23 protein-coding genes are annotated in these 25,111 nt (G+C 72.9%); 14 read left to right on the top strand and 9 right to left on the bottom strand.

Annotated elements, in window-relative coordinates; genetic code table 11:
- The first annotated feature begins 236 nt into the window (after positions 1 to 236).
- The 3 genes from ACIQNG_RS15355 to ACIQNG_RS15345 all read left to right on the top strand — a co-directional run bounded on the left by ACIQNG_RS15355 (position 237) and on the right by ACIQNG_RS15345 (position 4,095).
- Positions 237 to 3,200 (top strand): BTAD domain-containing putative transcriptional regulator, encoded by a 2,964-nt coding sequence (locus ACIQNG_RS15355; protein ID WP_401485290.1) that lies wholly within the window; start codon positions 237 to 239, stop codon positions 3,198 to 3,200.
- 211 nt (positions 3,201 to 3,411) lie between these two features.
- On the top strand, positions 3,412 to 3,609 hold the full coding sequence (locus ACIQNG_RS15350; RefSeq protein ID WP_401428459.1) for a hypothetical protein: 198 nt from the start codon (positions 3,412 to 3,414) through the stop codon (positions 3,607 to 3,609).
- A gap of 138 nt (positions 3,610 to 3,747) precedes the next feature.
- On the top strand, positions 3,748 to 4,095 hold the full coding sequence (locus ACIQNG_RS15345; protein ID WP_401485288.1) for a hypothetical protein: 348 nt from the start codon (positions 3,748 to 3,750) through the stop codon (positions 4,093 to 4,095).
- A gap of 351 nt (positions 4,096 to 4,446) precedes the next feature.
- Here ACIQNG_RS15345 and ACIQNG_RS15340 read toward each other — a convergent pair whose 3' ends face one another.
- Complete coding sequence (locus ACIQNG_RS15340) at positions 4,447 to 6,036, bottom strand: FadD3 family acyl-CoA ligase (RefSeq protein ID WP_401485286.1); 1,590 nt, start codon at positions 6,034 to 6,036, stop codon at positions 4,447 to 4,449.
- 75 nt (positions 6,037 to 6,111) lie between these two features.
- Here ACIQNG_RS15340 and ACIQNG_RS15335 point away from each other — a divergent pair, with 75 nt between their 5' ends.
- The 3 genes from ACIQNG_RS15335 to ACIQNG_RS15325 are packed head-to-tail and all read left to right on the top strand — an operon-like array spanning position 6,112 to position 8,447.
- The gene (locus ACIQNG_RS15335) at positions 6,112 to 7,260 is read left to right on the top strand and encodes a lipid-transfer protein (protein WP_401485284.1); all 1,149 of its coding nucleotides are present in this window, start codon (positions 6,112 to 6,114) and stop codon (positions 7,258 to 7,260) included.
- 6 nt (positions 7,261 to 7,266) lie between these two features.
- Positions 7,267 to 7,677, top strand: a complete 411-nt coding sequence (locus tag ACIQNG_RS15330; RefSeq protein WP_401485282.1) for a Zn-ribbon domain-containing OB-fold protein — start codon at positions 7,267 to 7,269, stop codon at positions 7,675 to 7,677.
- The gene (locus ACIQNG_RS15325; protein WP_401485280.1) at positions 7,674 to 8,447 is read left to right on the top strand and encodes an enoyl-CoA hydratase/isomerase family protein; all 774 of its coding nucleotides are present in this window, start codon (positions 7,674 to 7,676) and stop codon (positions 8,445 to 8,447) included. Before ACIQNG_RS15330 ends, ACIQNG_RS15325 begins: the two co-directional genes overlap by 4 nt.
- A gap of 210 nt (positions 8,448 to 8,657) precedes the next feature.
- Here the strand turns inward: ACIQNG_RS15325 and ACIQNG_RS15320 are convergent, their stop codons facing one another.
- Positions 8,658 to 11,027, bottom strand: a complete 2,370-nt coding sequence (locus tag ACIQNG_RS15320) for a PQQ-binding-like beta-propeller repeat protein (RefSeq protein ID WP_401485279.1) — start codon at positions 11,025 to 11,027, stop codon at positions 8,658 to 8,660.
- A gap of 214 nt (positions 11,028 to 11,241) precedes the next feature.
- On the bottom strand, positions 11,242 to 11,967 hold the full coding sequence (locus ACIQNG_RS15315) for a VOC family protein (RefSeq protein WP_401428445.1): 726 nt from the start codon (positions 11,965 to 11,967) through the stop codon (positions 11,242 to 11,244).
- A gap of 133 nt (positions 11,968 to 12,100) precedes the next feature.
- Between ACIQNG_RS15315 and ACIQNG_RS15310 the strand changes: the two genes are divergently transcribed.
- A complete protein-coding gene (locus ACIQNG_RS15310) occupies positions 12,101 to 12,736 on the top strand; it encodes a TetR family transcriptional regulator (protein ID WP_401428704.1) in 636 nt (211 codons plus the stop codon).
- On the opposite strand, the gene ACIQNG_RS15305 is transcribed toward ACIQNG_RS15310, so the two are convergent.
- Complete coding sequence (locus tag ACIQNG_RS15305) at positions 12,711 to 13,190, bottom strand: Lrp/AsnC family transcriptional regulator (RefSeq protein WP_401428443.1); 480 nt, start codon at positions 13,188 to 13,190, stop codon at positions 12,711 to 12,713. The genes ACIQNG_RS15310 and ACIQNG_RS15305 overlap by 26 nt on opposite strands.
- 82 nt (positions 13,191 to 13,272) lie before the next feature.
- Between ACIQNG_RS15305 and ACIQNG_RS15300 the strand changes: the two genes are divergently transcribed.
- Positions 13,273 to 13,908: a LysE family translocator gene (locus ACIQNG_RS15300; RefSeq protein WP_401485277.1), complete on the top strand. Its 636-nt coding sequence runs from the start codon at positions 13,273 to 13,275 to the stop codon at positions 13,906 to 13,908.
- 30 nt (positions 13,909 to 13,938) lie between these two features.
- On the opposite strand, the gene ACIQNG_RS15295 is transcribed toward ACIQNG_RS15300, so the two are convergent.
- Together ACIQNG_RS15295 and ACIQNG_RS15290 are read right to left on the bottom strand one after the other, a co-directional pair.
- Positions 13,939 to 14,430: a nitroreductase/quinone reductase family protein gene (locus ACIQNG_RS15295; protein WP_401485276.1), complete on the bottom strand. Its 492-nt coding sequence runs from the start codon at positions 14,428 to 14,430 to the stop codon at positions 13,939 to 13,941.
- Positions 14,427 to 15,722 (bottom strand): acyl-CoA dehydrogenase family protein, encoded by a 1,296-nt coding sequence (locus tag ACIQNG_RS15290; protein ID WP_401485274.1) that lies wholly within the window; start codon positions 15,720 to 15,722, stop codon positions 14,427 to 14,429. Before ACIQNG_RS15290 ends, ACIQNG_RS15295 begins: the two co-directional genes overlap by 4 nt.
- Before the next feature lie 128 nt (positions 15,723 to 15,850).
- Here ACIQNG_RS15290 and ACIQNG_RS15285 point away from each other — a divergent pair, with 128 nt between their 5' ends.
- The 3 genes from ACIQNG_RS15285 (at position 15,851) to ACIQNG_RS15275 (ending at position 18,407) form a co-directional block, all read left to right on the top strand.
- Positions 15,851 to 17,029 (top strand): thiolase C-terminal domain-containing protein, encoded by a 1,179-nt coding sequence (locus tag ACIQNG_RS15285; RefSeq protein WP_401485272.1) that lies wholly within the window; start codon positions 15,851 to 15,853, stop codon positions 17,027 to 17,029.
- Between the two features lie 193 nt (positions 17,030 to 17,222).
- Positions 17,223 to 17,648, top strand: a complete 426-nt coding sequence (locus tag ACIQNG_RS15280) for a pyridoxamine 5'-phosphate oxidase family protein (protein ID WP_401428431.1) — start codon at positions 17,223 to 17,225, stop codon at positions 17,646 to 17,648.
- A gap of 78 nt (positions 17,649 to 17,726) precedes the next feature.
- Complete coding sequence (locus ACIQNG_RS15275) at positions 17,727 to 18,407, top strand: pyridoxal 5'-phosphate synthase (protein ID WP_401485269.1); 681 nt, start codon at positions 17,727 to 17,729, stop codon at positions 18,405 to 18,407.
- Between the two features lie 1,001 nt (positions 18,408 to 19,408).
- Here ACIQNG_RS15275 and ACIQNG_RS15270 read toward each other — a convergent pair.
- Positions 19,409 to 20,665, bottom strand: a complete 1,257-nt coding sequence (locus ACIQNG_RS15270) for a multiprotein-bridging factor 1 family protein (protein WP_401485268.1) — start codon at positions 20,663 to 20,665, stop codon at positions 19,409 to 19,411.
- 247 nt (positions 20,666 to 20,912) lie between these two features.
- Between ACIQNG_RS15270 and ACIQNG_RS15265 the strand changes: the two genes are divergently transcribed.
- Positions 20,913 to 21,380, top strand: a complete 468-nt coding sequence (locus ACIQNG_RS15265) for an NUDIX hydrolase (protein WP_401428425.1) — start codon at positions 20,913 to 20,915, stop codon at positions 21,378 to 21,380.
- Positions 21,381 to 21,528: 148 nt separating this feature from the next.
- Here the strand turns inward: ACIQNG_RS15265 and ACIQNG_RS15260 are convergent, their stop codons facing one another.
- Together ACIQNG_RS15260 and ACIQNG_RS15255 are read right to left on the bottom strand one after the other, a co-directional pair.
- On the bottom strand, positions 21,529 to 21,981 hold the full coding sequence (locus ACIQNG_RS15260; RefSeq protein WP_401485265.1) for a Zn-ribbon domain-containing OB-fold protein: 453 nt from the start codon (positions 21,979 to 21,981) through the stop codon (positions 21,529 to 21,531).
- On the bottom strand, positions 21,936 to 22,385 hold the full coding sequence (locus ACIQNG_RS15255; protein WP_401485263.1) for a DoxX family membrane protein: 450 nt from the start codon (positions 22,383 to 22,385) through the stop codon (positions 21,936 to 21,938). Before ACIQNG_RS15255 ends, ACIQNG_RS15260 begins: the two co-directional genes overlap by 46 nt.
- 213 nt (positions 22,386 to 22,598) lie before the next feature.
- On the opposite strand from ACIQNG_RS15255, the gene ACIQNG_RS15250 reads away from it, so the two are divergent.
- Both ACIQNG_RS15250 and ACIQNG_RS15245 read left to right on the top strand, forming a co-directional pair.
- Positions 22,599 to 23,837: a flavin-containing monooxygenase gene (locus ACIQNG_RS15250; protein WP_401485261.1), complete on the top strand. Its 1,239-nt coding sequence runs from the start codon at positions 22,599 to 22,601 to the stop codon at positions 23,835 to 23,837.
- A 240-nt stretch (positions 23,838 to 24,077) separates the two neighbouring features.
- Positions 24,078 to 25,094 carry a hypothetical protein gene (locus ACIQNG_RS15245; RefSeq protein WP_401485259.1) on the top strand — a complete coding sequence of 339 codons (1,017 nt, stop codon included), beginning with the start codon at positions 24,078 to 24,080 and terminating at the stop codon, positions 25,092 to 25,094.
- Positions 25,095 to 25,111: the final 17 nt, after the last annotated feature.

Genomic DNA, 25,111 nt, shown 5'->3' with positions numbered 1-25,111 from the left:
GTCAGCTATCGGTACGGCCTCGGATGGAACCGGAACACGGCGGCGGGTGTATCTGGAACGGGGTCACGCACTCAGGTCAGGGGGAGGTGCCGACCGGATGGCGAAGCGGGCGGGGAGGGTGTGAGGGACTTGTGATTTACCGCGCGCCGGGCTGTGAGCGCCGTCTCTCACGGCTGACGTATCCGGGCCGGGCAGGGCAAACTGACATGGGTGTTCAGGATGTCTAGGGGGACGGGATGGACGGGCAACCGCCGCGGGTACCGGCACAGCGGCGGCCGGGAGCCGCTGCCGCCGGCGAACCGGCCGGGCTGCGCTTCGGCGTGCTCGGACCGGTGCGCGCCTGGCGCGGCAAGGAACCGATCGGCACCGGCTCCCCCCAGCAGCGCGCCCTGCTGGCCGCGCTGCTGCTGCGCGAGGGGCGTACGGCGACCGCGTCCGAGCTGATCGACGCGCTGTGGGGCGAGGAACCGCCCCTCCAGGCGCTGGCGGCGGTACGGACGTACGCCTCACGGCTGCGCAAGGTGCTCGATCCTGGCGTGCTGGTCAGCGAGTCCGGCGGGTACGCGATCCGGGCGGCCGGCGCCGGGTCCGCCCGGCTGGACCTGGCGGTCGCGCAGGAACTCGCGGCACGGGCGGAGAAGGCGCGGGCCGCCGGGGAGCTGACCCAGGCCCGGGAGATGCTGGGCCGGGCGCTGGCCCTGTGGGAGGGGGAGCCGCTGGCCGGGGTGCCGGGGCCGTACGCGGACGCCCAGCGGGTGCGCCTGGAGGAGTGGCGGCTGCAACTGCTGGAGTCCCGCCTCGACATGGACCTGGAGCAGGGCTGCCACGCCGAGGCGGTCTCGGAGCTGACGGCGCTGACGGCGGCGCACCCGCTGCGTGAACGCCTGCGCGAACTGCTGATGCTGGCGCTGTACCGCAGCGGCCGGCAGGCGGAGGCCCTCGCGGTGTACGCCGACACCCGGCGGCTGCTCGCCGACGAGCTGGGCGTCGATCCGCGGCCGGGGCTGCGGGAGCTTCAGGAGGGCATCCTGCGGGCCGATCCGGCGCTGGCCGAGCCGTCGGCGCCGGTGAGCGGGCCGACGACGGTGGCGGTGCGTCCGGCACAGCTTCCGGCGACGGTCCCGGACTTCACCGGGCGGGCGTCGTTCGTGGCCGAGCTGAGCCAGGTGCTGGGCTCCGCGGAGGGCCGGGTGATGGCGGTCTCGGCGCTCGCGGGCATCGGCGGGGTCGGCAAGACGACCCTGGCGGTGCAGGTCGCGCACCGCGCGCGGGGCGTCTTCCCGGACGGTCAGCTCTACGTCGATCTCCAGGGCGCGGGGTCGCGCGCGGCCGAACCGGAGACGGTCCTCGGCTCGTTCCTGCGCGCGCTGGGCGCGGCGGACCCGGCGATCCCGGACTCGCTGGAGGACCGGGCGGCGCTGTACCGGTCGCTGCTGGACGGGCGGCGGGTGCTGGTGCTGCTGGACAACGCGCGGGACGCGGCGCAGGTACGGCCGCTGCTGCCCGGTACGGAGGGGTGCGCAGCGCTGGTCACCTCCCGGGTCCGCATGGTGGATCTGGCGGGCGCGCATCTGGTCGATCTGGATGTGATGTCGCCCGAGGAGGCGCTGTCGCTGTTCACGAAGATCGTGGGCGCGGAGCGGGTGGGCTCGGAGCGCAAGGCCGCGCTGGACGTGGTCGCCGCCTGCGGTTTCCTGCCGCTGGCCATCCGGATCGCCGCGTCCCGGCTGGCGGCCCGCCGTACCTGGACGGTGTCGGTGCTGGCGGCGAAGCTGGCCGACGGGCGCCGCCGGCTGGACGAGTTGCAGGCCGGCGACCTCGCGGTGAAGGCCACCTTCGAACTCGGCTACGGCCAACTGGAACCGGCCCAGGCGCGCGCGTTCCGGCTGCTCGGTCTCGCCGACGGCCCCGACATCTCCCTGGCGGCGGCAGCGGCGGTCCTGGACCTGTCCTCCCTGGACACGGAGGACCTGCTGGAGTCCCTGGTGGACACGTCCCTCGTGGAGTCCGCGGCGCCGGGCCGCTACCGCCTCCACGATCTCGTACGGCTGTTCGCGCGGGCCTGCGCGGAGCGGGACGAGCCGGAGGAGGAGCGGGAGGCGGCCCTCTCCCGGGGCCTGGACTTCTATCTGGCGACCGCGGCCGGGGTGTACGCCATAGAGCGGCCCGGGGATGTGCTGGTCGAGCATCTGGAGCCGACCGAGTACCCGGGGCTGCGGTTCGCCGAGCGGTCCGTGGCGCTGGACTGGCTGTACACCGAGGCCGGTCCGCTGCTCGCCTGTGTCCGGCAGGCGGCGGGCACGGGGCGGATGCGGCGCGCGGTGGACCTGCTGTGGGCGGCGAAGGACCTCACGGAGTCCGGCGCGGACTCCCGGGCGTACGAGTCCACGGCGACCGCGCTGTGCGAGGCGACGCGGGCGGTGGGCGACACCCGCGCGGAGGGCCGGGCCCGCACCACGCTCACCAATGTGCTGCTGGTGTCGGGGCGGATCCAGGAGGCCGCCGAGGAGGCGCGCAAGGCGATGGAGCTGGGCTCGGCGGCGCGGGACGCGATGGCGATCAGCTGGGCGGCCAACGACCGCGGTCTGACCTGTCTGCACCAGGGCCGCCACCCCGAGGGCAAACCGTTCTTCGAGCAGGCCATCGAGGGCTACGGCGCCATCGGCAACCGTCCGCTGGAGGCGCTGAGCCTGTCCAACCTCTCCCGCGCCCACCTGGGCATGGGCAATGTCGCCGAGGCGGTGGCGATCGCGCTGCGCGCGCTGACCGCGTACACCTCGATAGACCGTACGCTGCGGCTGGCCAACGGCCACTTCACGCTGGGGGTCGCGCTGGCCGCGGCCGGCCGGCACCCGGACGCGCTGAGCCAGTTCTCCGACGCGCTGGGCATCTTCGGGGAGCACCGCCAGCGGCTGTGGGAGGGCACCACCCACTTCCGTATCGCCGAGGTGCATCTGGCCGCGCGGCGGCCCGCGCAGGCGGCCCAGCACTGCGAGCAGGCGCTCGCCCTGGGGTGTATCGGCGGCGACCGGATGCGCGGCACCGTGCTCACCCTGCTGGGCCGCGCCCTCGCCGTCCTCGGCCAGGCGGACCGCGCCAAGGCGTGCTGGCGGGAGGCGCTGAGCCTGCACGAGCAGTTCGGGGGGCGGGAGCAGGTGGACGAGGTACGGGCCCTGCTGGAGCCGGCGACGGCGGTGTGAGTTCTGCGTAAGGGGGCTGACCGGCCCGTTCAGTATTCGTTTATCCCGTCCGTGCACTCTCCTATCCAACGGACCGTCGCATCGGGGGGCAGACGGTCCGACAGGAGCCCCCCAGGTTAGGGTGCGGGCTCCGACGCCGCCCGCCCAGCGACCCCCGGGGGAGTTGCTGGGCGGGCTTCGCACCACCTGTACACAACGGGGAGGAACCACCATGAGCGAGAACAAGAAGCCGAAGAAGGACGATCTCACCCAGCAGGACAACGGCATGCCGAGCGAGCCCGCGGGGGGCGTGGAGGTCACCACGCTCGACAACGGGATGCCGATCGGCCTGGACCTCTCGGACCTTGAGACCAAGGACAACGGCATGCCGGCCCCGCCCGCGCTCGACCTGGAGCGGGACGGCAAGTAGACCAGGGGGAAGCACCACGACGGGGACCGGCCGCGGCGACGACGGAGGGGGTGTCGCCGCGGCCGGAGGTGTGTCCTGGAGCCGCCGCCCGGACCCTCGCCGGAACCATCTCCGGAGTTCCACGGAAGGATCCGCACGATGACCGCACCGCCCGTCGGGCCCGGCACCTCGCTGATCCCGCGACCCGAGCGGACTCCCGCCGCCCTGGCACGGGTCGCCCCGCACCGGCTCGGCGAGATGGAGCGGCAGCAGGACGAGGCCATGGCGCTGGCCGCGCTGACCGACAGTCTCGGGCCCATCACCCGGTTCCTGGAGAACTGGACGGTCGTCGTGGAGATCGCCCGCACCCCGGCCACGGCGGCCCGCCTGCGCGCCGCCGAGCACACGGCACGAAGCCTGGAACCCGCGGACCCCGCCTGGCGCGCCGCCATGGACGACATCCACGCCCTGCACACGACGGCCCGGGAATCCCTGAGCCACGGCTGACCACCCCGCCGGACGCGCCCGCCGCCCACCTCCGCCGTGTGAACGGGCCGGTTCCTCAAGGCAGCGGGGGCAGCGGCACGGGGGCCGGCGGCGCGAACCGATCACGACAGGGCCCGGTTCCGGACCCGGCCGGCGGACACGGGGCGGGTCACCGCCACCCGCTCGCCGCCCCGGCCCACCAGGTACATCTCGATCGTCATGCGCGACCTCCCGCGACGAGCGATCCGCACTTCCGCGCCTGAGTTGCGGAACAAGAATCCGGCCACCCTGGTCGGCTTGGACCCGCCCGGGTCGGGGCGGCGGCATGCTCCTGTTGCACGGCGGCCAAGGCGAAGGCCCGCAGCAGCAGCGTCACCGCCCCCGCAACTCCCCCTTCACCACCTTCCCGCTCGCGTTGCGGGGGAGTTCCGGCAGGAAGCGGACCTCCCTGGGGACCTTGTAGTTGGCCATTTCGCGGCGGGACCAGGCGATGAGGTCGTCCGAGGTGAGGCGGGTGCCGGGGTGGCGGACGACGTAGGCCAGGCCGACCTCGCCGAGGCGGGGGTCGGGGACGCCGACGACGGCGACGTCGCGGACCTCGGGGTGGAGGCCGAGGGTGCGTTCGATCTCGGCGGGGTAGGCGTTGAAGCCGCCGACGATGAACATGTCCTTCAGCCGGTCGGTGATCCGCAGATTGCCGGACGGGTCCAGGACGCCCACGTCGCCGGTGCGCAGCCAGCCGGACGCGTCCAGCACCTCCGCCGTCGCCGCCGGGTCCTCGTAGTAGCCGCGCATGACGTTGAAGCCGCGGACGAGGATCTCGCCGGGGGTGCCGGGAGGGGCGTCGACGCGGACCTCCGTGCCGGGGATCGCGCGGCCCGAGGTCTGTGCGATCAGCGCGGGGTCGTCGCCCCGCCGGCCCATCGTGACGATGCCGCTCGCCTCCGAGAGGCCGTACGCCGTCAGGACCGTCGCCACCCCCAGTTCACCGCGCAGGCGTTCCACCAGCCGCAGCGGGACCACCGCGGCGCCGGTGACCACCAGCCGCAGCGCCGAGAGGTCGTGACTGTCGCGGGCCGGGTGGTCCAGCAGGGACTGGTGGAGGGTGGGCGGGCCCGGGAGGACGGAGACGCGTTCGGCCGCGATGTTCGCCAGCGCCGTGTCCGTACTGAACACCGGCTGCGGGATCATCGTCGCCCCGCGCATCAGACAGGCCAGCACTCCCGCCTTGTAGCCGAAGGTGTGGAAGAACGGGTTCACGATCAGGTAGCGGTCGCCGTGGCGCAGCCCCGCCAGTTCCGCCCAGATGTCGTACGCCCGCAGGCTCTGCGCGTGGGTGATCACCGCGCCCTTGGGGCGGCCCGTCGTACCGGACGTGAAGACGATGTCCGACGGCGCCGAACCCGGGACCGAGGCCATCCGCGCGGCCACCTCCCGCGCGTCCACCGCCTCGCCGCCCGCCAGGAAGTCCTTCCAGGTGCGGTAGTCCGCCGGGGCGTCGTCCGACAGCACCACCACCCGCTCCAGGTCCGGCAGTCCCGGCCCCTGCGCGAGCGCGCGCCGCAGCGCGGCCACGTACGACGTACCGAGGAAGGTGCCGGTCACGAAGAGCAGCCGCGCCCCGCTGCGCCGCAGCACATCCGCCGCCTCGGCGCCCTTGAACCGGGTGTTCAGCGGCACCAGCACCGCCCCCGCCGACACCGCGCCCAGCGCCGCGACGATCCAGTCCAGGCTGTTCGGCGCCCAGATCGCGACCCGGTCGCCGGGGCGGACGCCGTCCGCGAGACAGGCCGCCGCCGACCGCTCGACGCGGGCGCCCAGTTCGGCGTACGACACCCTGGTCCGGCCCTCGACCACCGCCTCGGTCCCCGCGTACCGCACGGCCGCGTCCCGGACCAGCCCGCCGATGCTCCCCCACTCCGTCGCCTCGCCCACCACGGCCTCCCCATCGTGCCCGCGCACCCTAGCTGACGATCCGTCAGATTAGTTGTAACCTGACGCCCTGTCAGCAGCCAGGCCCCGCACGGAGGTGTGCACATGGCCGGACTCAAGGACGCCACCGCCATCGTCGGCATAGGCCAGACCGCCTTCGCCAAGCACCTCCCGGAGGACGAGCGCACCCTCGCCTGCCGGGCCGTCCTCGCCGCCCTGGACGACGCCGGGATCGCCCCCGGCGAGGTCGACGCGCTCGCCTCGTACACGATGGAGGAGACCGACGAGGTCGAACTCGCCAAGGCGCTCGGCCTCGGCGACCTCACCTTCTTCAGCAAGGCCGGCTACGGCGGCGGCGGTTCCTGCGCCACCGTCGCCCATCTCGCCGCCGCCGTCGCGAGCGGCCAGGCGACGGTCGGCGTGGCCTGGCGCTCCCGCAAACGGGGCAGCGGTCCACGGCCCTGGACCAACACGGCCGTCCAACTCCCCACCCCCGCCCAGTGGACCCGGCCCTTCGGGCTGCTGCGGCCGGTGGACGAGATCGCGATGCTCGCCCGCCGCCACATGCACGAGTACGGCACCACCCGCGACCACCTCTTCAACGTCGCCCTCGCCTGCCGCAACCGCGCCAACCAGAACCCCGCCGCGCTCATGTACGACCGCCCGATGACCCGCGAGATGTACATGACGTCCCGCTGGATCAGCGAACCCCTGTGCCTCTACGACAACTGCCTGGAGACGGACGGCGCCCTGGCCTGTGTCGTCGTCAGCGCCGAACGGGCCCGCGACTGCCGCCGCCCGCCCGTCTACGTCCACGCCGCCGCCCAGGGACTGCCCGCCCAGCACCACGGCATGGTCAACTACTGGAACGACGACCCCCTCACCGGCCCCGCCTGGACCGCCGCCCGCCATCTGTGGAAGCACGCCGACCTCACCCCGGACGACATCGACGTCGCCCAGATCTACGACGCCTTCACCCCGCTCGTCCCGCTCTCCCTGGAGGGCTACGGCTTCTGCGGACGCGGCGAGGGCGGCGCGTTCACCGAGGGCGGCGCGCTGGAGATCGGCGGCCGGCTGCCCCTCAACACCGGCGGCGGCGGGCTGAGCGAGGCGTACGTGCACGGCTTCAACCTGATCAACGAGGGCGTGAAGCAACTGCGCGGCACCGGCACCGCCCAGGTGCCGGACGCCGCCACCTGTCTGGTCACCGCCGGGGAGGGCGTCCCCACCTCGGCCCTGCTGCTGAGGAGCTGACCACCCGTGCTGAGCCCGGTCACCGACCCCGACGGCGCCCCCTTCTGGCGCTACGCCGCCCGGGGCGAGCTACGCGTCCAGGAGTGCGCCGACTGCGGTGAACTCCGCTTCCCGCCCCGCCCCTGCTGTCCGCACTGCCAGTCCTTCACGAGCGGCTGGCGGCTCATGTCGGGCCAGGGCCGCATCTGGTCCTACGTCGTCCCGCACCCGCCGCTGCTCCCCGCGTACGCCGCGCGCGCCCCCTACACCGTCATCCTGGTGGAACTGGCCGACGCGCCCCGCGTCCGGATCGTCGGCAATCTGGTCGACGCCCCCGGCGGCGCGCTCGGCTCGGTCCCGGCCGACCGGGTGCGGATCGGCGCCCGGGTGCGGGTGGTCTTCGACGGGGCCGGGCTCCCGCAGTGGGTGACGGCATGAGCCTGCGGGTCTCGGCCGACCAGGACACCGGCGTCGCCGTCGTCACCCTGGACCGGCCGCACCGGCTCAACGCCCTCGATCTCGACACGGCGGCCGAACTCACCTCCGTGTGGCGCACGTTCCGGTACGACGACACCGTACGGGCCGTCGTCCTCACCGGCGCCGGGGAGCGGGCCTTCTGCACCGGCATCGACCGGGACACGGAGGTGCCGCAGCCCCCCTCGCCGTACATGATGGACGATCCGCTGCTCAGGATCGGGCCCAAGGCCAACGACCTGTGGAAGCCGGTGATCGCCGCCGTGGCCGGGATGGCCTGCGGAGGCGCCTTCTACCTGCTCGGGGAGGCCGAGTTCGTCGTCGCGGACGAGACCGCCACGTTCTTCGATCCGCACACGACGTACGGCATGGTCAGCGCCTACGAGTCCATGTACCTGGCCCAGCGGATGCCCGCCGGGGAGGTGGCGCGGCTGGCCCTGATGGGGACGGCCGAGCGGATCGGGGCGCGGCGGGCGTACGAGACCGGGCTGGTGTCGGAGGTGACCGCGCCCGGCGGGGCGCCGGCCGCCGCGCGGGCGTGCGCCGAGGTGATCGCCGCCCAGCCGGCGGAGGCCGTGCAGGGGACGGTGCGGGCGCTGTGGGCGGCCAAGGAGGCGTCGCTGGCCCGCTGTCTCGCGCAGGCGCCGCAGCTGATCGCGCTGGGGAACCTCCCGGCCGACCGCCAGAAGGAGCTGTTCGCGGGGCGGCGGGCCGGGGGGTTCCGGGTGCGGTGAGGACTTCGGACCGCTCGGGTGCCCGGCTTGCCCCCGCTCGCGTTCAGACGCGGGGCGGGCAGCGTGTGCGGGTCCGGCGGTGCGGGCGTAGCGTCTGGTGGGGGAGTGGTGAACACGCCCCTCCCCCAGTGACGGCCGCCGTCCGGGACCCCTTCCGAGTGCCCGGTGCGACGGCCGTCCCCTCCCTGTCGCCGCTCCGGGGCGGCCCGCCTACGCCGTACGGGCCGTGCCCGTGCCCTTCTCCGCGTCCAGCGCGTACACGCAGCGGTCCTTGCTGCACGCGTACACGATGCCGTCCCGTACGACGGGCGAGCCGGTGATCTCGCCGCCCGTGGCGAGCTTCCAGCGCAGCCGGCCGTCGTCGGCCTTGAGGGTGTAGAGGAGATGGTCGGTGGAGCCGAAGTGGATCCGGCCCTCGGCCACCGACGGGGTCCCGACGATGTCGCCGCCCACCTGGAAACGCCATTTGGGGGTGCCGGTGACCGCGTCGAGGGTGTAGAGGCCGGTGCCGCTGCCGACGTGGACATGTCCGCCGGCGACCAGGACCGGCTCGACGGAGGTGCGGGACTCGGTGGCGATGCGCCAGCGGTCGCGGCCGTCGGCGGCGTCGAGGGCGTAGACCGTGCCGAGGTAGTCGGCGAGGTAGACACCGCCGCCGGTGACGGCGGGGCCGGGGGCGAAGGCGGGTGGGGAGAGGAAGACGGCCGGGGCCTCGAAGTGCCACTTCACATGACCGCTCGCCGCGTCGACGGCGAGGACGCGTGTCCCGGCCGAGACATAGACGTAGCCGTCGGGGGCGTGGCTGAGCCGGACCGGCACCCCACCGCAGGAGGCCGCGTCACCGATGGGGTACGACCAGCGCTCGTCGCCGGTGCGGGCGTCCAGGGCGCGCAGCCGGGCGTCCTGCCAGACGTAGGCGGTGCCCTCGTGCAGGGCGGGTCCGGCCTCGGCGGTCTCGAAGTCGCTCTGCGCGCCGGTCAGCTCCCACAGCTTCTGGCCGCCGGACGCCTCCCACGCCTGGACGCCGCCGCCCCTGGTGCCGGTGAGGACGGTGCCGCGCTCGGCCTTGAGGGAGTAGACCCAGGCGTCGGTCTGCACCCGCCACAGGTCGCTGCCCTGGCGGGCGTCGAGGGCGAAGAGGGTGGGTCCGTCGGAGGCGTGCACCCGGCCGTCGGCGACCGCCATGGACCAGGCGACGTCCCGGGTCTTGAAGCGGCGTCGGCCGGTCGCCACATCGAGGGCGTGCACCTCGAAGGAGGTGACGTAGACGAGATCGTCGGCGACGGCGGGGGTGCCCCAGACGTCGTTGGACATCCGGAACCGCCAGGGCCGCCAGCCGGTGGCCGCGGGCTCGGGCGGGGCGACCGTGGGAGGCGGCGGTACGGCGGGGTCGGTGCCGTTGACGAGGGGCCGGGCCCGGGTCCAGGAGGCGGCGAGACCGGCCTCGGGCGGCGGGGCCTGTACGGCGGCGGCGCGGGCGTCGGCGACCCGGGGCCCGGGGCCGATGGGCTTGGCGGCGCCCGCGAGCCGGACCGGGCCGCCGTCGGGGCCGGGGGCCGGGGCGGGCACCGGCGGGGCGGTGACGGGCGGGGCCGGCGGGACGGCGGGGGCGTGGGCGGGCGGCGGCGGCACCGGGTGGCGGCCCCCGACGCTGCGGCCGTGCGAAGGGGTCTTGACGCGGGGTCTCCCGCCGCGGCGGGACTCGATCAGGGAGACCGATTTCTCCGGCAGCCAGGCCGAGGCCGTACCGCTGTCGTCGGAGCCGGAGCCGAAGAGGTGCGGGGCGAGCTGGGACTGGAGGTCAGCCGGGCTGGGGCGGGCCGTGGCCTCCATCTGCATGCAGGACTCGATCAGCGGGCGCAGTTCGTCGGGCAGCCCCTCCAGGTCCGGTCCCTCGCGCAGCAGCATGAAGACCGTCTCGACCGGGTTGGCGCCGTGGAAGGGCGGATGGCCGGTGGCGGCGAAGACGAGGGTGGAGCCGAGCGAGAAGACATCGCTGGCGCCGGTCACGGACCGGGAGTCCTTGGCCTGCTCGGGGGACATGTAGGCGGGGGTACCGACGGCGACGTTCGTCATCGTCAAACGGGTGTTCGAGACACCGGAGGCGATCCCGAAGTCGATCACCCGGGGCCCGTCCTCGACCACGAGCACATTGGACGGCTTGAGGTCGCGGTGGACGAGACCGGCCCCGTGGATGGACTGGAGTGCTTCGGCGACCCCGGCAGCCAGCCAGCGCACCGCCTGGGCCGGCAGGGGCCCGCACTCGTTGATTATCTCCTCCAGCGAGGGGGCGGGGACGTACGCGGTCGCCAGCCATGGCACGGCGGCCCGCGGGTCGGCGTCGACCACGGCGGCCGTGTAGAAGCCGGACACCGCGCGGGCCGCCTCGACCTCACGGGTGAAGCGGACCCGGAAGAGCTGGTCCTCGGCGAGTTCCGTACGCACCGTCTTGATCGCCACCCGGCGGCCCGAGGCCGAGCGCGCGAGATAGACCAGCCCCATGCCACCCGCGCCGAGCCGCCCCAGGACCTCGAACGGACCGATACGCCGCGGATCGTGCTGTGTCAGCTGATCCACCACTTGCCTGCCACCTCCCCGTACGAGCCGCGTCACCCACATCTGGACGCGACCGAAGTGCAGCGTCTCACCACCGCACCGCCGCGGCGGCACGCACCCCGATTCTTCCTGCCCGGCGCGCAGGTTGCGAACCCAGCGACAAATCGGGGTGTCTTGCCTTTTTCACGGAGGCGGGGCAGAGGGGGCCGTGGGGGTTGTGGGGGCCGTGGAGGCCGGGTCAGCGTTCCAGCAGGGCGAACGACGCCCCTTGGTCGTCGCCGACGACGCCGACGGTCCCGTACGACGTCTCGAACGGCTCGACCCGCACCCGGCCGCCGAGCCGGGTCACCCGCTCCAGGCCCGCCGCGCAGTCCGGGACCTGGAAGTGGACGAGGAAGTGCGGCGGCATCCGCTCCGGGAAGACCCCGGCGAGCGGCGCCCGGCCGAAGTCCGGCTCGGCGCCCTGGCCGAAGAGGGCGTCGGTGAACAGCCCGCCGTAGAAGGCGTTGGCCGCCTCGGTGTCCCGGGCGTACAGCTCGGCCCAGACGAAGCTCCCCGGCTCGTGCCGGGTGCCGAAGCCCTGATGGGTGCCGGCCTGCCAGAGTCCGAAGACGGCGCCCTCGGGGTCGGCGGCGAGCGCCCCGGTGCCCAGTTTCCCGGCGGTCACGGTCGGGGAGATCAGCTGCCCCCCGGCGTCCAGGACGCGGCGCCCGAGGGCGTCCAGGTCGGGGGTGGCGAAATGGACCGTCCACACGGTGGGCAGCCGCCCGTCCGCCTTGTGCACCAGCGCGGCCACGGGCTCCCCGTCCAGGTACGCCCAGACCCCCGATCCGTCGGCCCGTTCCTCGAAGGACCACCCGAACAGTTCACCGTAGAACCGCCTGCCCGCGGCGACGTCGGGGAGCTGGGCATCCACCCAGCAGGGAACGCCCTCGACATACGCGGATCCGCTGTTTTCGGCCATAACGCCAAACTAACGGCGACTCACGCACCCCGCCCACCTGGAACGGGGCCCCGGGACCCCCATGCACCCCATTTGCAGTCGGCCGAATCGCGCTCCGATCACCCCTCGGTAAGCTGACGGCATGACAGGACAAGTGCGTACCGTCGACGGCCGCGTGGCCGGCCGGCGTGGGCAGGCGACCCGGCAGAAGCTGCTCGACTGCCTCAGCGAGATGCTCAGCTCCTCCCCTTACCGGGACGTCAAAGTCATCGATGTCGCCCGGAAGGCGGGCACTTCGCCCGCGACGTTCTACCAGTACTTCCCGGACGTCGAAGGCGCCGTCCTGGAGGTGGCCGACCAAATGGCCGCCGAGGGTGCCGGATTGACCGAATTGCTGGAAGGCCGCTCCTGGGTCGGCAAGTCCGGCTGGCAGACGGCGCAGGAACTCGTGGACGGATTCCTGGAGTTCTGGCGCAAGAACGATGCCATTCTGCGGGTCGTCGACCTCGGTGCGGCCGAGGGCGACAAACGTTTCTACAAGATCCGCATGAAGATCCTCAATTCGGTGAACAACTCCCTCGCGGACGCCGTGGCCGAACTCCAGTCCAAGGGCAGGGTCGACAAGGACGTCAACCCCGCCGCCATCGCCGGCTCGGTGGTCGCCATGCTCGCCGCCGTCGCCTCCCATCAGAAGGGCTTCCAGTCCTGGGGGGTGAAGCAGGCGGAACTGAAGCCGAACCTGGCGCTTCTGGTCCACCTGGGCATCACCGGGAAGAAGCCGACCCGGTAGCCGATGCCGGCAGCGCCCGGTCCTTGACCACGTGTTTCATGACCAGCGTGGAAGTCAACCGCTGCACCCCCGGCAAGGTGGCCAGCCGCTCGTCGTAGAGCCGCTGGAACGCCCCCAGGTCAGCGGTGGCGACCCGCAGCAGGTAGTCGGGCTCCCCGAACAGCCGCTGCGCGTCCAGCACGTGCTCCACCTCCCCCACCGCCCGTTCGAACTCGACGACCGTCTCGCGGTCCTCCTGCCGCATGGAGACGAAGACCAGCGCCTCGAAGGTCAGCCCGACGGCGGCCGGTTCCACCACCGCCCGGTAGCCGCTGATCGCCCCCGACCGCTCCAGTTCCCGCAGCCGTCGATGACACGGGGACACACTCAGCCGCACCCGTGCGGCCAGCTCGGTCACGGTCAGCCGCCCGTCCTGCTGTAGCTCGGCAAGAATCTTCCGGTCCACGTCGTCCATGGAGAAGATTCTCCCTCAGATTCCGCGATCCTGGGCAAACTTAAGAAACACTTTCGGGCTATTCCCACCTAATGTCACCACCATGGACTCGGGAACGCTGCTCTCCTTTCTCGCCCTGGACCTGCTCCTGGTCTGTGTGCCGGGCGCCGACTGGGCGTACGCGATCTCGGCCGGACTGCGCGACCGCTCCCCCGTCCCGGCGGTCGCCGGGCTGGTCAGCGGCTACGCGCTGCACACGGTGCTGGCGGCGGCCGGGCTCGCGGTCCTGGTCGCGGGCTCCCCGGTGCTGCTCACCGTGCTGACGGTGGTGGGGGCCGCGTATCTGGTCCAGCTGGGCTGGGGCGTCCTGCGCGCCCCGGGCACTCCGGGCGCCTCCGGCGAAGCGGCCGGGGCCTCCCGGCGCCGGGTCTTCCTGCGCGGCGCCACGATCAGCGGCCTGAACCCGAAGGGCCTGCTCCTCTACCTCTCCGTGCTGCCGCAGTTCCTGGTGGTGGGCGGCGCCGCGGGCCAGGAGGCGCTGCCGGTCCCGGCCCAGACGGCGGTCCTCGGCGCCCTGCACATGGTGTGCTGCGCGGCGGTGTATCTCACGGTGGGCCTGACGGCCCGCACGGTCCTGGGCGCCCGTCCGACGGCGGCCCGCGCGGTCACCCGGACGTCGGGTGCGGCGATGCTGGGGATCGGGGCGTTCCTGCTGGTGCAGAAGCTGGCCACACTGTGAGAGCCGGAGTGTGAACAGCGGGGTGGTGGGTCACTTCCGTACCAGCCGGAACACCCTGATCTCCCGCTCCACCCGCCCCTGGTAGACGGCGTACGGCGGCCAGAGCCCGACCAGCGCCCGCCAGGCCGCCGCCCGCTCCTCCCCGGCCAGGAGCAGCGCGGTGACCGGGATGTCGGTGCCGCGCCAGTTGATCACGGCATCGGGGTGGGCGCGGAGGTTGGCGGTCCAGTCGGGGTGACCGGGGCGGCCGTAGTTGGTGCCGACCAGCAGCCAGGACCGCCCGCCGTCCTCCGGCAGACAGGCGAGCGGGGTCCGCCGCTCCCGCCCGCTGCGCGCGCCCTTCGCGGTGAGGACGAGGCTGGGCAGCAACAGCCCGCTGAGCATCAGCCTGCCCCGGGTGAGCCGGTGCACGCCCCGGTCCAGGACGGGCAGGAGGTGCGGCGCCACCTTGGCGAACCCCCTGGTGGACGACACCTTCTGCACGGCCCGCAGCCCGACGCCCGCCTTGCCGCCACCCGTCATACCGTCACCTGTCCCTTGTGGAGTCCGTGTACTGGCCCCTCGTGGAGTCCGTGGGCCTGCCCCTCGTGGAGTCCGTGGGCCTGCCCCTCGTGGAGTCCGTGTATCTGTCTCTCGTGGGGTCCGTCCCCGAACAGTCCGGACCGTTCCGCGGCCCGGGCGCGCAGCCGGTGCGGGGGCCCGAAGAGCAGTTCGTCGCCGGCGGCCCGTTTGAAGAGGAGATGCGCGTCGTGTTCCCAGGTGAAACCCAGCCCGCCGTGGAACTGGATCGCCTCGGCCGCGGCGGTCCGCAGCGCCTCCAGCGCCTGGGCGAGCGCGAGCGCGCCGACGCTTTCGCCGTGGGCGCAGGCCCAGGCGGCGTAGTAGGCGGCCGAGCGGGCGGCCTGCACACCCACGTACACGTCCGCCAGCCGATGCCGTACCGCCTGGAACGACCCCACGGGCCGCCCGAACTGTTCCCGTTGCCCCACATGCCCGACGGTGGTCTCCAGCGCCCGCGCCGCCGCCCCGACGGCCTCGCAGGCGAGGAAGGCGGCGGCCCGGTCACCGACCTCGGCGAGCGCGGCCGGCAGCCCCGCCCCGTCGTCCGCCCCGACCAACCGCGCCTCGGTGTCGCGGAGTTGGACGCGGGCGAGGGGCCGGGTGGCGTCCAGCGCGGTCCGCCGGGTCCGTACGACGCCCCGCGCGTCGTCGCCGACGAGGAAGAGGAGGGTGCGGGTGCGGGCGAACCCGCCGGTGTGCGCGGGGACCAGCAGCAGTTCGGCGCTGTGTCCGTCGAGCACCTGGTCGGCCTCCCCGTACAGCCGCCACCCCCCGTCCACGGGCCGCGCCTGCATCCCGCCCGCGCGGCCACCGCCCGCCCAGTCGCCGTCGTTGGCGCCGGTGAGCGCGAGGGCGGTGGCCAGGCGCGGTCCGGGGACGGCGAGGGCTGCGGTCAGGGCGCCGGAGGCGATACGGGGCAGCAGTTCGGCGCGCTGTTCCTCGGTGCCGAGGGCGAGCAGCAGGGGGGCGGCGAGGACGGCGGTGGCGAGCAGCGGGGAGGGGGCGAGTGCCCGGCCGGTCTCCTCCCCGACCAGCGCCGCCTCGGTCGCCGAGCAGCCGACACCGCCGTACGCGTCGGGCAGGGCGAGTCCGGGCAGCCCGAGCTGTCCGGCGAGGGCGGCCCAGAGGCCGGGGTCATGGCCGGCCGGGGTGTCGACGGCGGCGCGCACGTCCTGGCTGCCGCAGCGCCGCCGCAGCACCTCGCGCACGCTGCGGCGGATGTCGTCCTGTTCGGCGGTGAAGGCGGCGTCCATACCGGTCCCCCTCGGTGCTCGTCCCTGCGTACCGGAACTGACGGACCGTCATATTAGGCGCCCGGGACGGCACTGCACAGGGCTCCCGCACCTGCCGACGGGTGCGTACCTGATGTACCGTCAGATTCATGGTGGCGTACCCGGGAAAGCGCAGGACCGCGATCGTGGGCGTGGCCCTCTCCGACTGCGGGCGGGTGGACGGGGCGACCCCGTACACCCTGCACGCGCAGGCCGCGCGCCGGGCGCTGGCGGACGCGGGCCTGGACCGCTCGGCCGTGGACGGCTTCGCCTCGGCGGGCACGGGGGTGCTGGCGCCGGTGGCGGTGGCCGAGTACCTGGGCCTGCGTCCGACCTGGGTGGACTCCACCTCGGTCGGCGGCTCCACCTGGGAGGTGATGGCCGCGCACGCGGCGGACGCGATAGCCGCCGGGCACGCGCGGGCCGTCCTGCTCGTCTACGGCTCGACGGCCCGCGCGGACGTGAAGGCGGGCCGCCGCACCGGCGACCTCTCCTTCGGCGCGCGCGGCCCGTTGCAGTTCGAGGTCCCCTACGGCCACACCCTGATCGCCAAGTACGCGATGGCGGCCCGCCGCCACATGATCGAACACGGCACGACCATCGCGCAGTTGGCGGAGGTGGCGGTCCAGGCACGGGCCAACGCCGCCCTGAACCCCGACGCGATGTTCCGCGCGCCGATCACGGTGGACGATGTGCTGTCCGGGCCGATGATCGCCGACCCCTTCACCAAGCTGCACTGCTGTCTGCGCTCGGACGGCGGCGCGGCGGTGCTGCTGGCCGCCGAGGACGTCGTACGGGACTGCCGAACGGAACCGGTCTGGGTGCTCGGCACCGGGGAGCATGTCTCGCACACGACGATGTCCGAGTGGCCCGACTTCACCGTCTCCCCGGCGGCGGTCAGCGGCCGGCTGGCCTTCGGGCGGGCGGGCGTGGGACCCGCGGAGATGGACTTCGCCCAGCTCTACGACGCCTTCACCTACATGACCCTGGTGACCCTGGAGGACCTCGGCTTCTGCGGCAAGGGCGAGGGCGGGGCGTTCGTGGAGAAGGGGCGGCTGCGGGTCGAGGGCGGGGCGCTGCCGGTCAACACCGACGGCGGTGGCCTCTCCGCCCAGCACCCCGGGATGCGCGGGCTGTTCCTGCTGGTGGAGGCGGTACGGCAACTGCGCGGCGAGGCGGGGGCCCGGCAGGTGCGAGGCGCGGACGGGGAGCGCCCGAGACTGGGGGTGGCGTCGGGGACGGGGGGCTGGTTCTGCTCGGCGGGGACGGTGGTGCTGGGGCGGGGGTGAGGGTGGGGGGACTGGGCCAGGCAGGTCATGTGGACCAGGTGGGTCATCTGGTCCGTGTGGGTCATGTGGGTCTGGTGGGTCATGTGGGCCATGTGGGTCGGAACACCGGGGCGTCGGGGGGAGTTGTGAGGGGAGAGACAGTGCTTGCCGAGCAATGACGACGACCCCCTGACCCATCGGAGGCGACCCGTACATGGCCCTGAGCCGCGAAGAGCGTGAACTGTTCCTGGCAGAACCCCATATCGCCGCGCTGTCGGTGGACGCCGGAGCCGGCCGCGCTCCCCTCACCGTCCCGATCTGGTACGGCTACGAGCCGGGTGGTGACGCCTGGATCCTGACGCCGAAGGACTCCCGCAAGGACGAGCTGATCAAAGCGGCCGGACGGTTCACGCTGATGGTCGACCGGGTCGAGCCGACGGTGAAGTACGTGTCGGTGGAGGGCCCGGTGATCGACCACAAGCCGGGCACGACCGAGATCCTCCGCGAGATCTCGACCCGCTATCTGCCGGCGGAGAAGCTGGAGGAGTACATCGAGTTCTCGTTGAACAACCACGGCGAGTCGGTGGTGATCACCATGCGCCCGGAGCGCTGGCTGTCGGCGGACCTCGGGGCGCTGTGAGCCACCGGAGCGGGTGAGCGGCAGGGGGGGCGGGCGAGCGGTGCGCCGGGGGCGGGGCGCGGTCGGGATACTCGGTCCATGGAACCGGATCTCCACGAGTTGCTGAAGTCCCTGCGCGTCTGGGACCCGAGCGTCACCACCCTCCCGCCGCTCACTCCTGACACGGCTCCCGCCACCCCGCTCGCGCTGTTCACGGAGTGGTTCGCGCAGGCGGTGGCGGCGGGTCAGCCCGAGCCGCACACCATGTCCCTGGCCACGACCGACGAGCGGGGCAGGCCCGACGTCCGCACGGTGATGCTGCACGGCGCCGACGCGCGCGGCTGGTCGTTCGCGACCCACGCGACCAGCCGCAAGGGCGTCCAGCTCGCCGCCGCCCCGTACGCCGCCCTCGGCTTCTACTGGTCCGTCCTCGGCCGCCAGGTCAGGATCCGCGGCCCGGTGACACCGGCCGACCCGGCGGAGAGCCAGGCCGATCTGCACGCCCGCTCCACGGGCGCCCTGGCGGCGGCGCTCACCGGCCGCCAGAGCGAGCCCCTGGAGTCCCTGGAGGAGCTGACCCGCGCCTCGGACACCGCGTGGACCCGCGCCCGGGCCGACCCGTCCGCCCCCGCCCCCACCTGGACCCTCTATCGCGTCCGACCGGAAGACGTCGAGTTCTTCCAGGGCGACGCCACCCGCCGCCACGTACGGCTGCGCTACGAGGGTGCGACGTCGGGGCCGGAGCGGGGTGGCTGGGAGAGGCACTTGCTGTGGCCGTGAGGGTGGACGGGGGTTGACACCGGGTCCATGGACATCAGGCGGCCCGCATCCCGGCCCCGTATATCCGCATATCCGCCGCCCCGGACGTACAAGCTGCGACGGCCGTCTCACACCCCCCGCGCGAACGAGGGCACCGTGGCCACGCCACGGCAGCGCGGACAGCGGCAGGGCGGCCAACGCTGCGAGTCGACCACCAGCGGACCAGGACCCGACCGGTACGTCCGTGGCCCTGTCCGGTCGATCCGCTCACCCCCCGGACCGACCCGATACGTCTCGATCGTCATACGCGACTTGCCCGGAGCGGGCGGGGTGCCGGCGTTCACCGTGCCCTCCCGCCACCCTGCCCGTGGCAGCCACAGGCACAGCGCGGGATCAGCGTGACACCCCCGCTGTACGGCAACGGCACGTCGCCGGTCCGGCGGCAGTCGGCGTGCAGGTCCCCGTACTCCCGCCGCGTGGCTGCCAGGGCGCACTCCGCCGACAGGTGACCTTCCCGGGCCGACACGCTCATCGCGCGAACTCCCTCGCACCGATCGCATGCCGGTCGAGGTCGACACCGAAGCCGGCCGCGAGAACCAGAACAACGCGCCGCGGCTGCTGCCGTTCCCGCTCCCGCTCGGCAGCAACCACATACGGCCGCACCAACGCCGTGCCCTCACCGTCCAAGGGCTCACAGAGCCCGTAGGGCGAACGCGGCACGCGCACCCGCGCGGCGTCCGGGCGGGACGTGGAAGTCCCCGGGGCCGAACGTGAACCCGCCCTCCGCCTGCCCGGACCGGGCGCCGAGACTTGTCGCAGCCACGTGGCAACCCGGCGGGCAGTGTCGTGCATGTTGGCGCTCCTTTGCAGCGTCCGACCATGCCCCGGGGCCCTACCGGGCCGCCGGGGTCTTGTCTGAGCCATCGACGCTAGGAGCAAGCGAGTCCGGCAACGGGTAGAGCCGCTACCCCCTTTCGGAGGGGTACATTCTCTCCCCCCGATGTGGGATCACAGATGTGGGATCACATGGGTACGCCCACATCGCGTGCGAGCGCCTGCGCATCATCACGGACCATGCGAGGAGCGGACCTCGCGAGTTCCGGGAGAACCGCGCGGGCGTGCAGGTTGTACATGACCGTCTCGGGCGATTCCTCGTACGCTTTCTTGAGCAGAGAAACCACAGCAACCCGCTCGCCGGACATGCCGTAGGCACGAGCCGTCTCGATCAGGTGATATGACCGGCGGGTGGCCGACGGGATACGGCTGAGGTCAAGTGCCTCCGCGATTTCCAGGGCCTTTGCGGGCTGCACCAAGTCGTTGTGCATCGTGATCGCGTAGGCGTCGACGATGCCTCGCCCGAAGATCAGCCAAGGGTGGGAATAGCTGTCGCCCAACGTTCGCGCCGCGTCGTCGGCCTTGTCCCAGTAGTGCCATGCGTCCCCGGCTTGCCCCGACTTCGCATACGAGAGGGCGACCGCGAGGTACAGAAGTCCCCGGCGCGCCAGGCAATCCGGTTCTTCTCCGTCCGGCAGCAGTGAGACCGCTTGTTCCGCCAGATCCACCCGGGCCTCCGCAGCCTCTCCCGCATCCCGATGAACGTGGTTGACATACCACGCCGCCCCGGCGATTGCCCGCGGGCTATCGGCGTCCAGAGCAGCTGCCATAGCCCGATCACTCACAAGGGCGATCAAGTCCGGAGCCTGCTGGAAAGACAGGAAGAGCTGCGCGAGATGGTACGTCTCGGTGAGGGCGACAAGTGCGCGCCGACGGTCTGCCTCTTCCAGGACGCGCACGCTGTGCCGAGTGTCCGCGAGCAGAGACGGCAGCAGGTTACCCATACGGGTACGGTTCCCCTCCGTCCTTTCCCGGGGGCCTGTGCGCCGATCGGCGGCATGCCAGAGTTTCCACGCTTCGCGTACTCGCGCCTCCAACACCGCGGCCGATTCCGGCTGCCGGTCGGAAGGTTTCAGGCGGACATCGGCCAGCGCGTGCTTGACCGAAGGCAGCGCCGCATGCTCGGCTTTGGCATAGGTGACCGCAGTTACCCGGTCGTCACCGGTGAGTTCGGTGATGTCTTTGACACCGAGGGCGTGAGCAAGACGGATCAGCTTGGGAAGGCGCGGCATTCCGATGCGGCCTGTTTCGATCGCCTTGACCCATTCCGTTGACTGGCCCATGCGGTCGGCGATGATCGGTCGAGTCTTCCCGGCACGTATCCGTGCGCGACGGACGCGTTCCCCAAAGGTGAGTGACGGCGCGGTGTCAGTGGATTCAGACATACTGATCTCCGTTCTGCATCGACACCGGAACGGTACCCCTGGCCAGTTGCAGGGGGAACGGCGATCGGCCCCGCTCGGGCGGAGGCCGAGGTGCTGCGCACGACTCCCCCGTCGGCCCCGCTGAACGCTCGCGCCGTGGCGCCTACGCTGCGCCTACGTCGTCACCAGGACGACGGGCTCTTCGATCGCTTCGCTGCGCACGTCGAAGAACTGTGGTCGCGAGGGCGGCCGGTGTGGGAGGAGCACGGTGGGCAGGCGTGACTACGAGGACGACCCGGCCGCGCCCGAGGCGAACAGCCTGGTACCGGCTGCCTCAACGATCGTGGTGGACGCCGACGGCCGTGTCCTGTTGCAGCGGCGGACCGATAACGGCATGTGGGCTCTGCCCGGTGGGGCCATGAAGATCGGTGAGTCCCTGCCGGACTGCGCGATCCGCGAGACCCGTGAGGAAACCGGTTTCGATGTCGAGATCGTCGGCATCGTGGGCACCTACACGAACCCCCGCCATGTCTTCGCCTATGACGACGGCGAAGTCCGCCAGGAGTTCTCGGTCTGTTTCCTCGCCCGGCCGATCGGCGGGCGGCTGACCGTGTCCGACGAGTCCACCGAAGTGGACTGGTTCCCGCCCTCGGAGGTCGATGGTCTTCCCATGGTCACCAGCATCCGGAAGCGGGTGGACGACTGGCGGAACGGCACGATGCCCGCCCTCCGTTGACCGCCGGGGTCCGGTCGACGGACGGGACGCGGGCCGGAAGCCCGATCGCTCCGACACCGTTGACTCGGTCAACCCGGTTGATCTGGTCGGCCCGGTCGGCCTGGTCAACTCGTGGGGTCGGGGCGGGTCGGTTGACTCGGTCAACACCTCAGTCCCGGTGGGAGTCCCGTAGGCGGAAGACGGGGACGTCGGCCCGGAAGGCCACCTCCAGGTCGGCGTCGGCGTGCAGGTCGGTGGGGTCGCAGTCCACCACCTCGGTCATCATCCGGGGGCCCTCGGCGAGATCCACGACGGCGGCGACGTACGGGGTGCGGTCGCCGAAGGGCGGGAGGTCGTTGCGGTGGACGACGGACCAGGTGTAGAGGGTGGCGCGGCCGGTCGCGGGAGTCCAGACCACGGCCTCGCTCCAGCAGTGCGGGCAGAACTCGCGCGGGTAGTGATGGCTCCGTCCGCAGGTCTCGCAGCGCCGGATCAGCAGCCGGCCCTCCGCCGCCGCGTCCCAGTAGGGGCGGGTGAAGGCATCGGGCTCCGGGAGGTCGTGCCGGGCCGCCCCCGTCACTGGAACCACCCCAGCGCGCCGTCCAGCGACCACGTCTGCCATGCCATCCCGAACAGGGCCACCACCGAGATCAGCGCCATCATCGAGTTCTGCCCCTGCTCGGCCCAGTCGTGGACCATCAGTACGAAGTAGAGGACGTTGAGCAGCAGCGCGCCGACCAGGGCGACCGGCGTCAGGATGCCCAGGATCAGGCCGAGGCCGAGGGCGAGTTCGGCGTACAGGACGAGATACGCCATCGCCTTCGGCCGGGGCCCCACCACCTTCGCGAAGCCGGAACGCACCACCGCCCAGCGGTGTTTCGCCGCCACGTCCGCCGCCCACGCGATCCCCGCGCCCTCGAACCAGGTCTTCTTGTCCTTGTGCCGCCAGCTCTCCAGCCACCACAGCCCGAGCCCGATCCGCAGCACGGCCAGCCACTCCGCCCCGTCGAGCCAGATCGTGTCCATGCGCTCCCCTGCCGCCGAGCCATATCTGACGGTACGTCAGTTCAGCGGATCCGGGGCGGCTCCGCAAGGCCCCCGACCCGCCCCGCGCTCTGGGCATTTCCGGACAACAACCGGAACTCCTCCAGTGCAAACCGCACCATGCGTGATCAACCCGCAATCAATTCCGGTCTTGACCGAGACCCATCAACCCCCGGGGTGATTACGCTCCGAACCATGGCCGACTCCACAGCGTCAACGACCGCCGCGCAGGCCCCGGCGCCGCAGCCCGCCGACCGTGCCGTCGAGCGCGCCGCCGACCGTCCCGTCTATGTCATCGGCGGCGGCCCCGGCGGGCTCTCCGTCGCCCAGGCGCTGCGGGCCCGGGGGGTCCGCGCCGTCGTCCTGGAACGCTCCGACCGTGTCGGCGCCTCCTGCCGGGGCCACTACGACCGGCTGCGGCTGCACACCACCCGCCGCACGTCGGCCCTGCCCGGGCTGCCGATGCCGCGCCGCTTCGGCCGCTGGGTCGCGCGCGACAACGTCGTCCGGTACCTGGAGAAGTACGCCGAGCACCACGCCCTGGAGATCGTCACCGGCGTCGAGGTCTCCCGGGTCGAACCCGCCCCCGACGGCACGGGCTGGCTGCTGCGCGCGACCGGCGGCCGTGAGCTGACCGGCGCCGCCGTGGTCGTCGCCACCGGCTACAACCACACCCCGCACCTGCCCGACTGGCCCGGCCGCGCCGACCACCCCGGCCCCCTGCTGCACGCCGCCGAGTACCGCAACGCCGACCCCTACACCGGCCAGGACGTCCTGGTCGTCGGTGTCGGCAACACCGGTGCCGAGATCGCCGTCGACCTGGTCGAGGGCGGCGCCGCCCGGGTGCGGCTGGCCGTGCGCACCCCGCCGCACATCGTCCGCCGCACCACCGCCGGCTGGCCCGCCCAGTACTCCGGCATCCTCGTCCGCCGCCTCCCCGCCCCTCTGGTCGACCGCCTCGCCCGCCCGCTGGCCCGCCTCGGCGTCCCCGACCTCTCGGCCCACGGGCTGCCCCGCCCCACGACCGGGCTCCTGAGCCGGGCCCGCGAGGGGGCGATCCCGGTGCAGGACATCGGCCTGATCAACGCGGTCCGCAAGGGGAAGGTCGAGATCGTGGCCGCGGTCGAGGGCTTCGCCGACGGGGAAGTGCTCCTGACCGACGGCACCCGGCTGACCCCGGACGCCGTCATCGCCGCCACCGGCTACACCCGGGGCCTGGACGCCCTCCTCGGCCACCTCGACGTCCTCGACCCCCGGGGCCGCCCCAGCACCCGGGGCCCCCGCACCCCCGCGGGCGCCCCCGGCCTCTACTTCACCGGCTACACCAACCCCATCAGCGGCAACCTCCGCGAGATATCCCTGGACGCGGGCAAGATAGCCAAGTCCATCGCGAAGAACCGGACGCTGGGAGCCTCGCGGACGATGACCCCCTGACGGCGACCGACGACCGACAGTCGGCGGTCATCGGTCGGTGGCCAGTGGTCGGCGGTCGGTGGCCGATCAGTCGGTGGCCGATCAGTCGGTGGCCGATCAGTCAGCGGTTGTGTTTGTCGGCCCGTCGCGTGGGCGGGCCGGTGGGCCGGGTGGTGGAGGTGTTCGGACCGGTCGGGTGACCACCCGGCCCGGTGGGCGGCCCGTGCGAGGGCCCGTCGGGATCCTGGGCAGGAGGTGTCGTTGCCGAGGAACGGCGGGCTGGTCATGACGGTCTCCGGGGCGCGGGCCCTGGCGCGCAGGGTGCGGGTGGTCAACCCGCCGATGATCGCGACCATGGTGGTCGCGGGCCTGTTCCTGACGGCCGCGCTGGTGGGGCTGGCCATCGACCCCCGGGAACTCACCGGACAGCCCATCTGGGCGAAGCCCGCCCGGTTCGCCTTCTCCTTCGGGCTGTTCGGCGTCACGCTCATCTGGCTGCTGTCCCTCGTCCGGGGCCACGACCGTGCGGTGCGGGTGATGTCCTGGACGGCGGTGGTCTGTGTGGCCCTGGAGGGGGCCGGAGGCACCTGGGCGGCGGCGGAGGGGACCACGAGCCACTTCAACCTCACCACCACCGTCACCAGCACACGGATCTTCGTCATGCTGACGGCCTCACTGGTACTGCTCGGGATGGGCCTGGCCGCCGTGGCCCTGCTGCTGCGCGAACGGGTCGAGCCGCCGGCCCTGGCCTGGGCCCTGCGGCTGGGCATGGTGGTGATCACCGTGAGCATGGTCGCCGTCTACCTCATGGTGCAGGCCACACCCGCACAGGAGGCCGCGGCGGATCCCCGGCCCGATTCGCCGTACCTCGGCGGAATGCCGTACATCGGCGCGCACACCGTCGGCCCGCCCGACGGCGGACCGGGAATGCCGATCACCAACTTCAGCACCGTCGGCGGTGACTGGCGCGTCCCGCACTTCTTCGGCGTCCACTCCCTCCAGCTCCTCGCCCTGCTCGGCCTGCTCCTCACCCTCGGCCCCCGCATGCTCGGCGAACGCCACCGCACCGCCCTGGTCTGGATCGCCGCCGCCGCGTGCCTCGCCCTGACCGGCATCCTCACCTGGCAGGCCCATCGCGGCCAGCCCTTCACCTCCCCCGACACCGCCACCGTCACCGCGCTGACCGCCCTGGGCGCCGCCACCGTCGCGTTCACGGCAGCCGTCTTCCTGCACGCCCGCGTGACCCGGCGCCGGCCCACGCCCCAGCACCCCGGGTGACCCGACGGCACGGAGCC

Origin of the sequence: Streptomyces sp. NPDC091377, assembly GCF_044757045.1 — a bacterium.
In the GTDB taxonomy this organism is placed as follows: Bacteria; Actinomycetota; Actinomycetes; order Streptomycetales; family Streptomycetaceae; genus Streptomyces.
The sequence above is the reverse complement of the archived record's forward strand: the minus strand, read 5'-3'. Positions and strand labels throughout refer to the sequence as shown.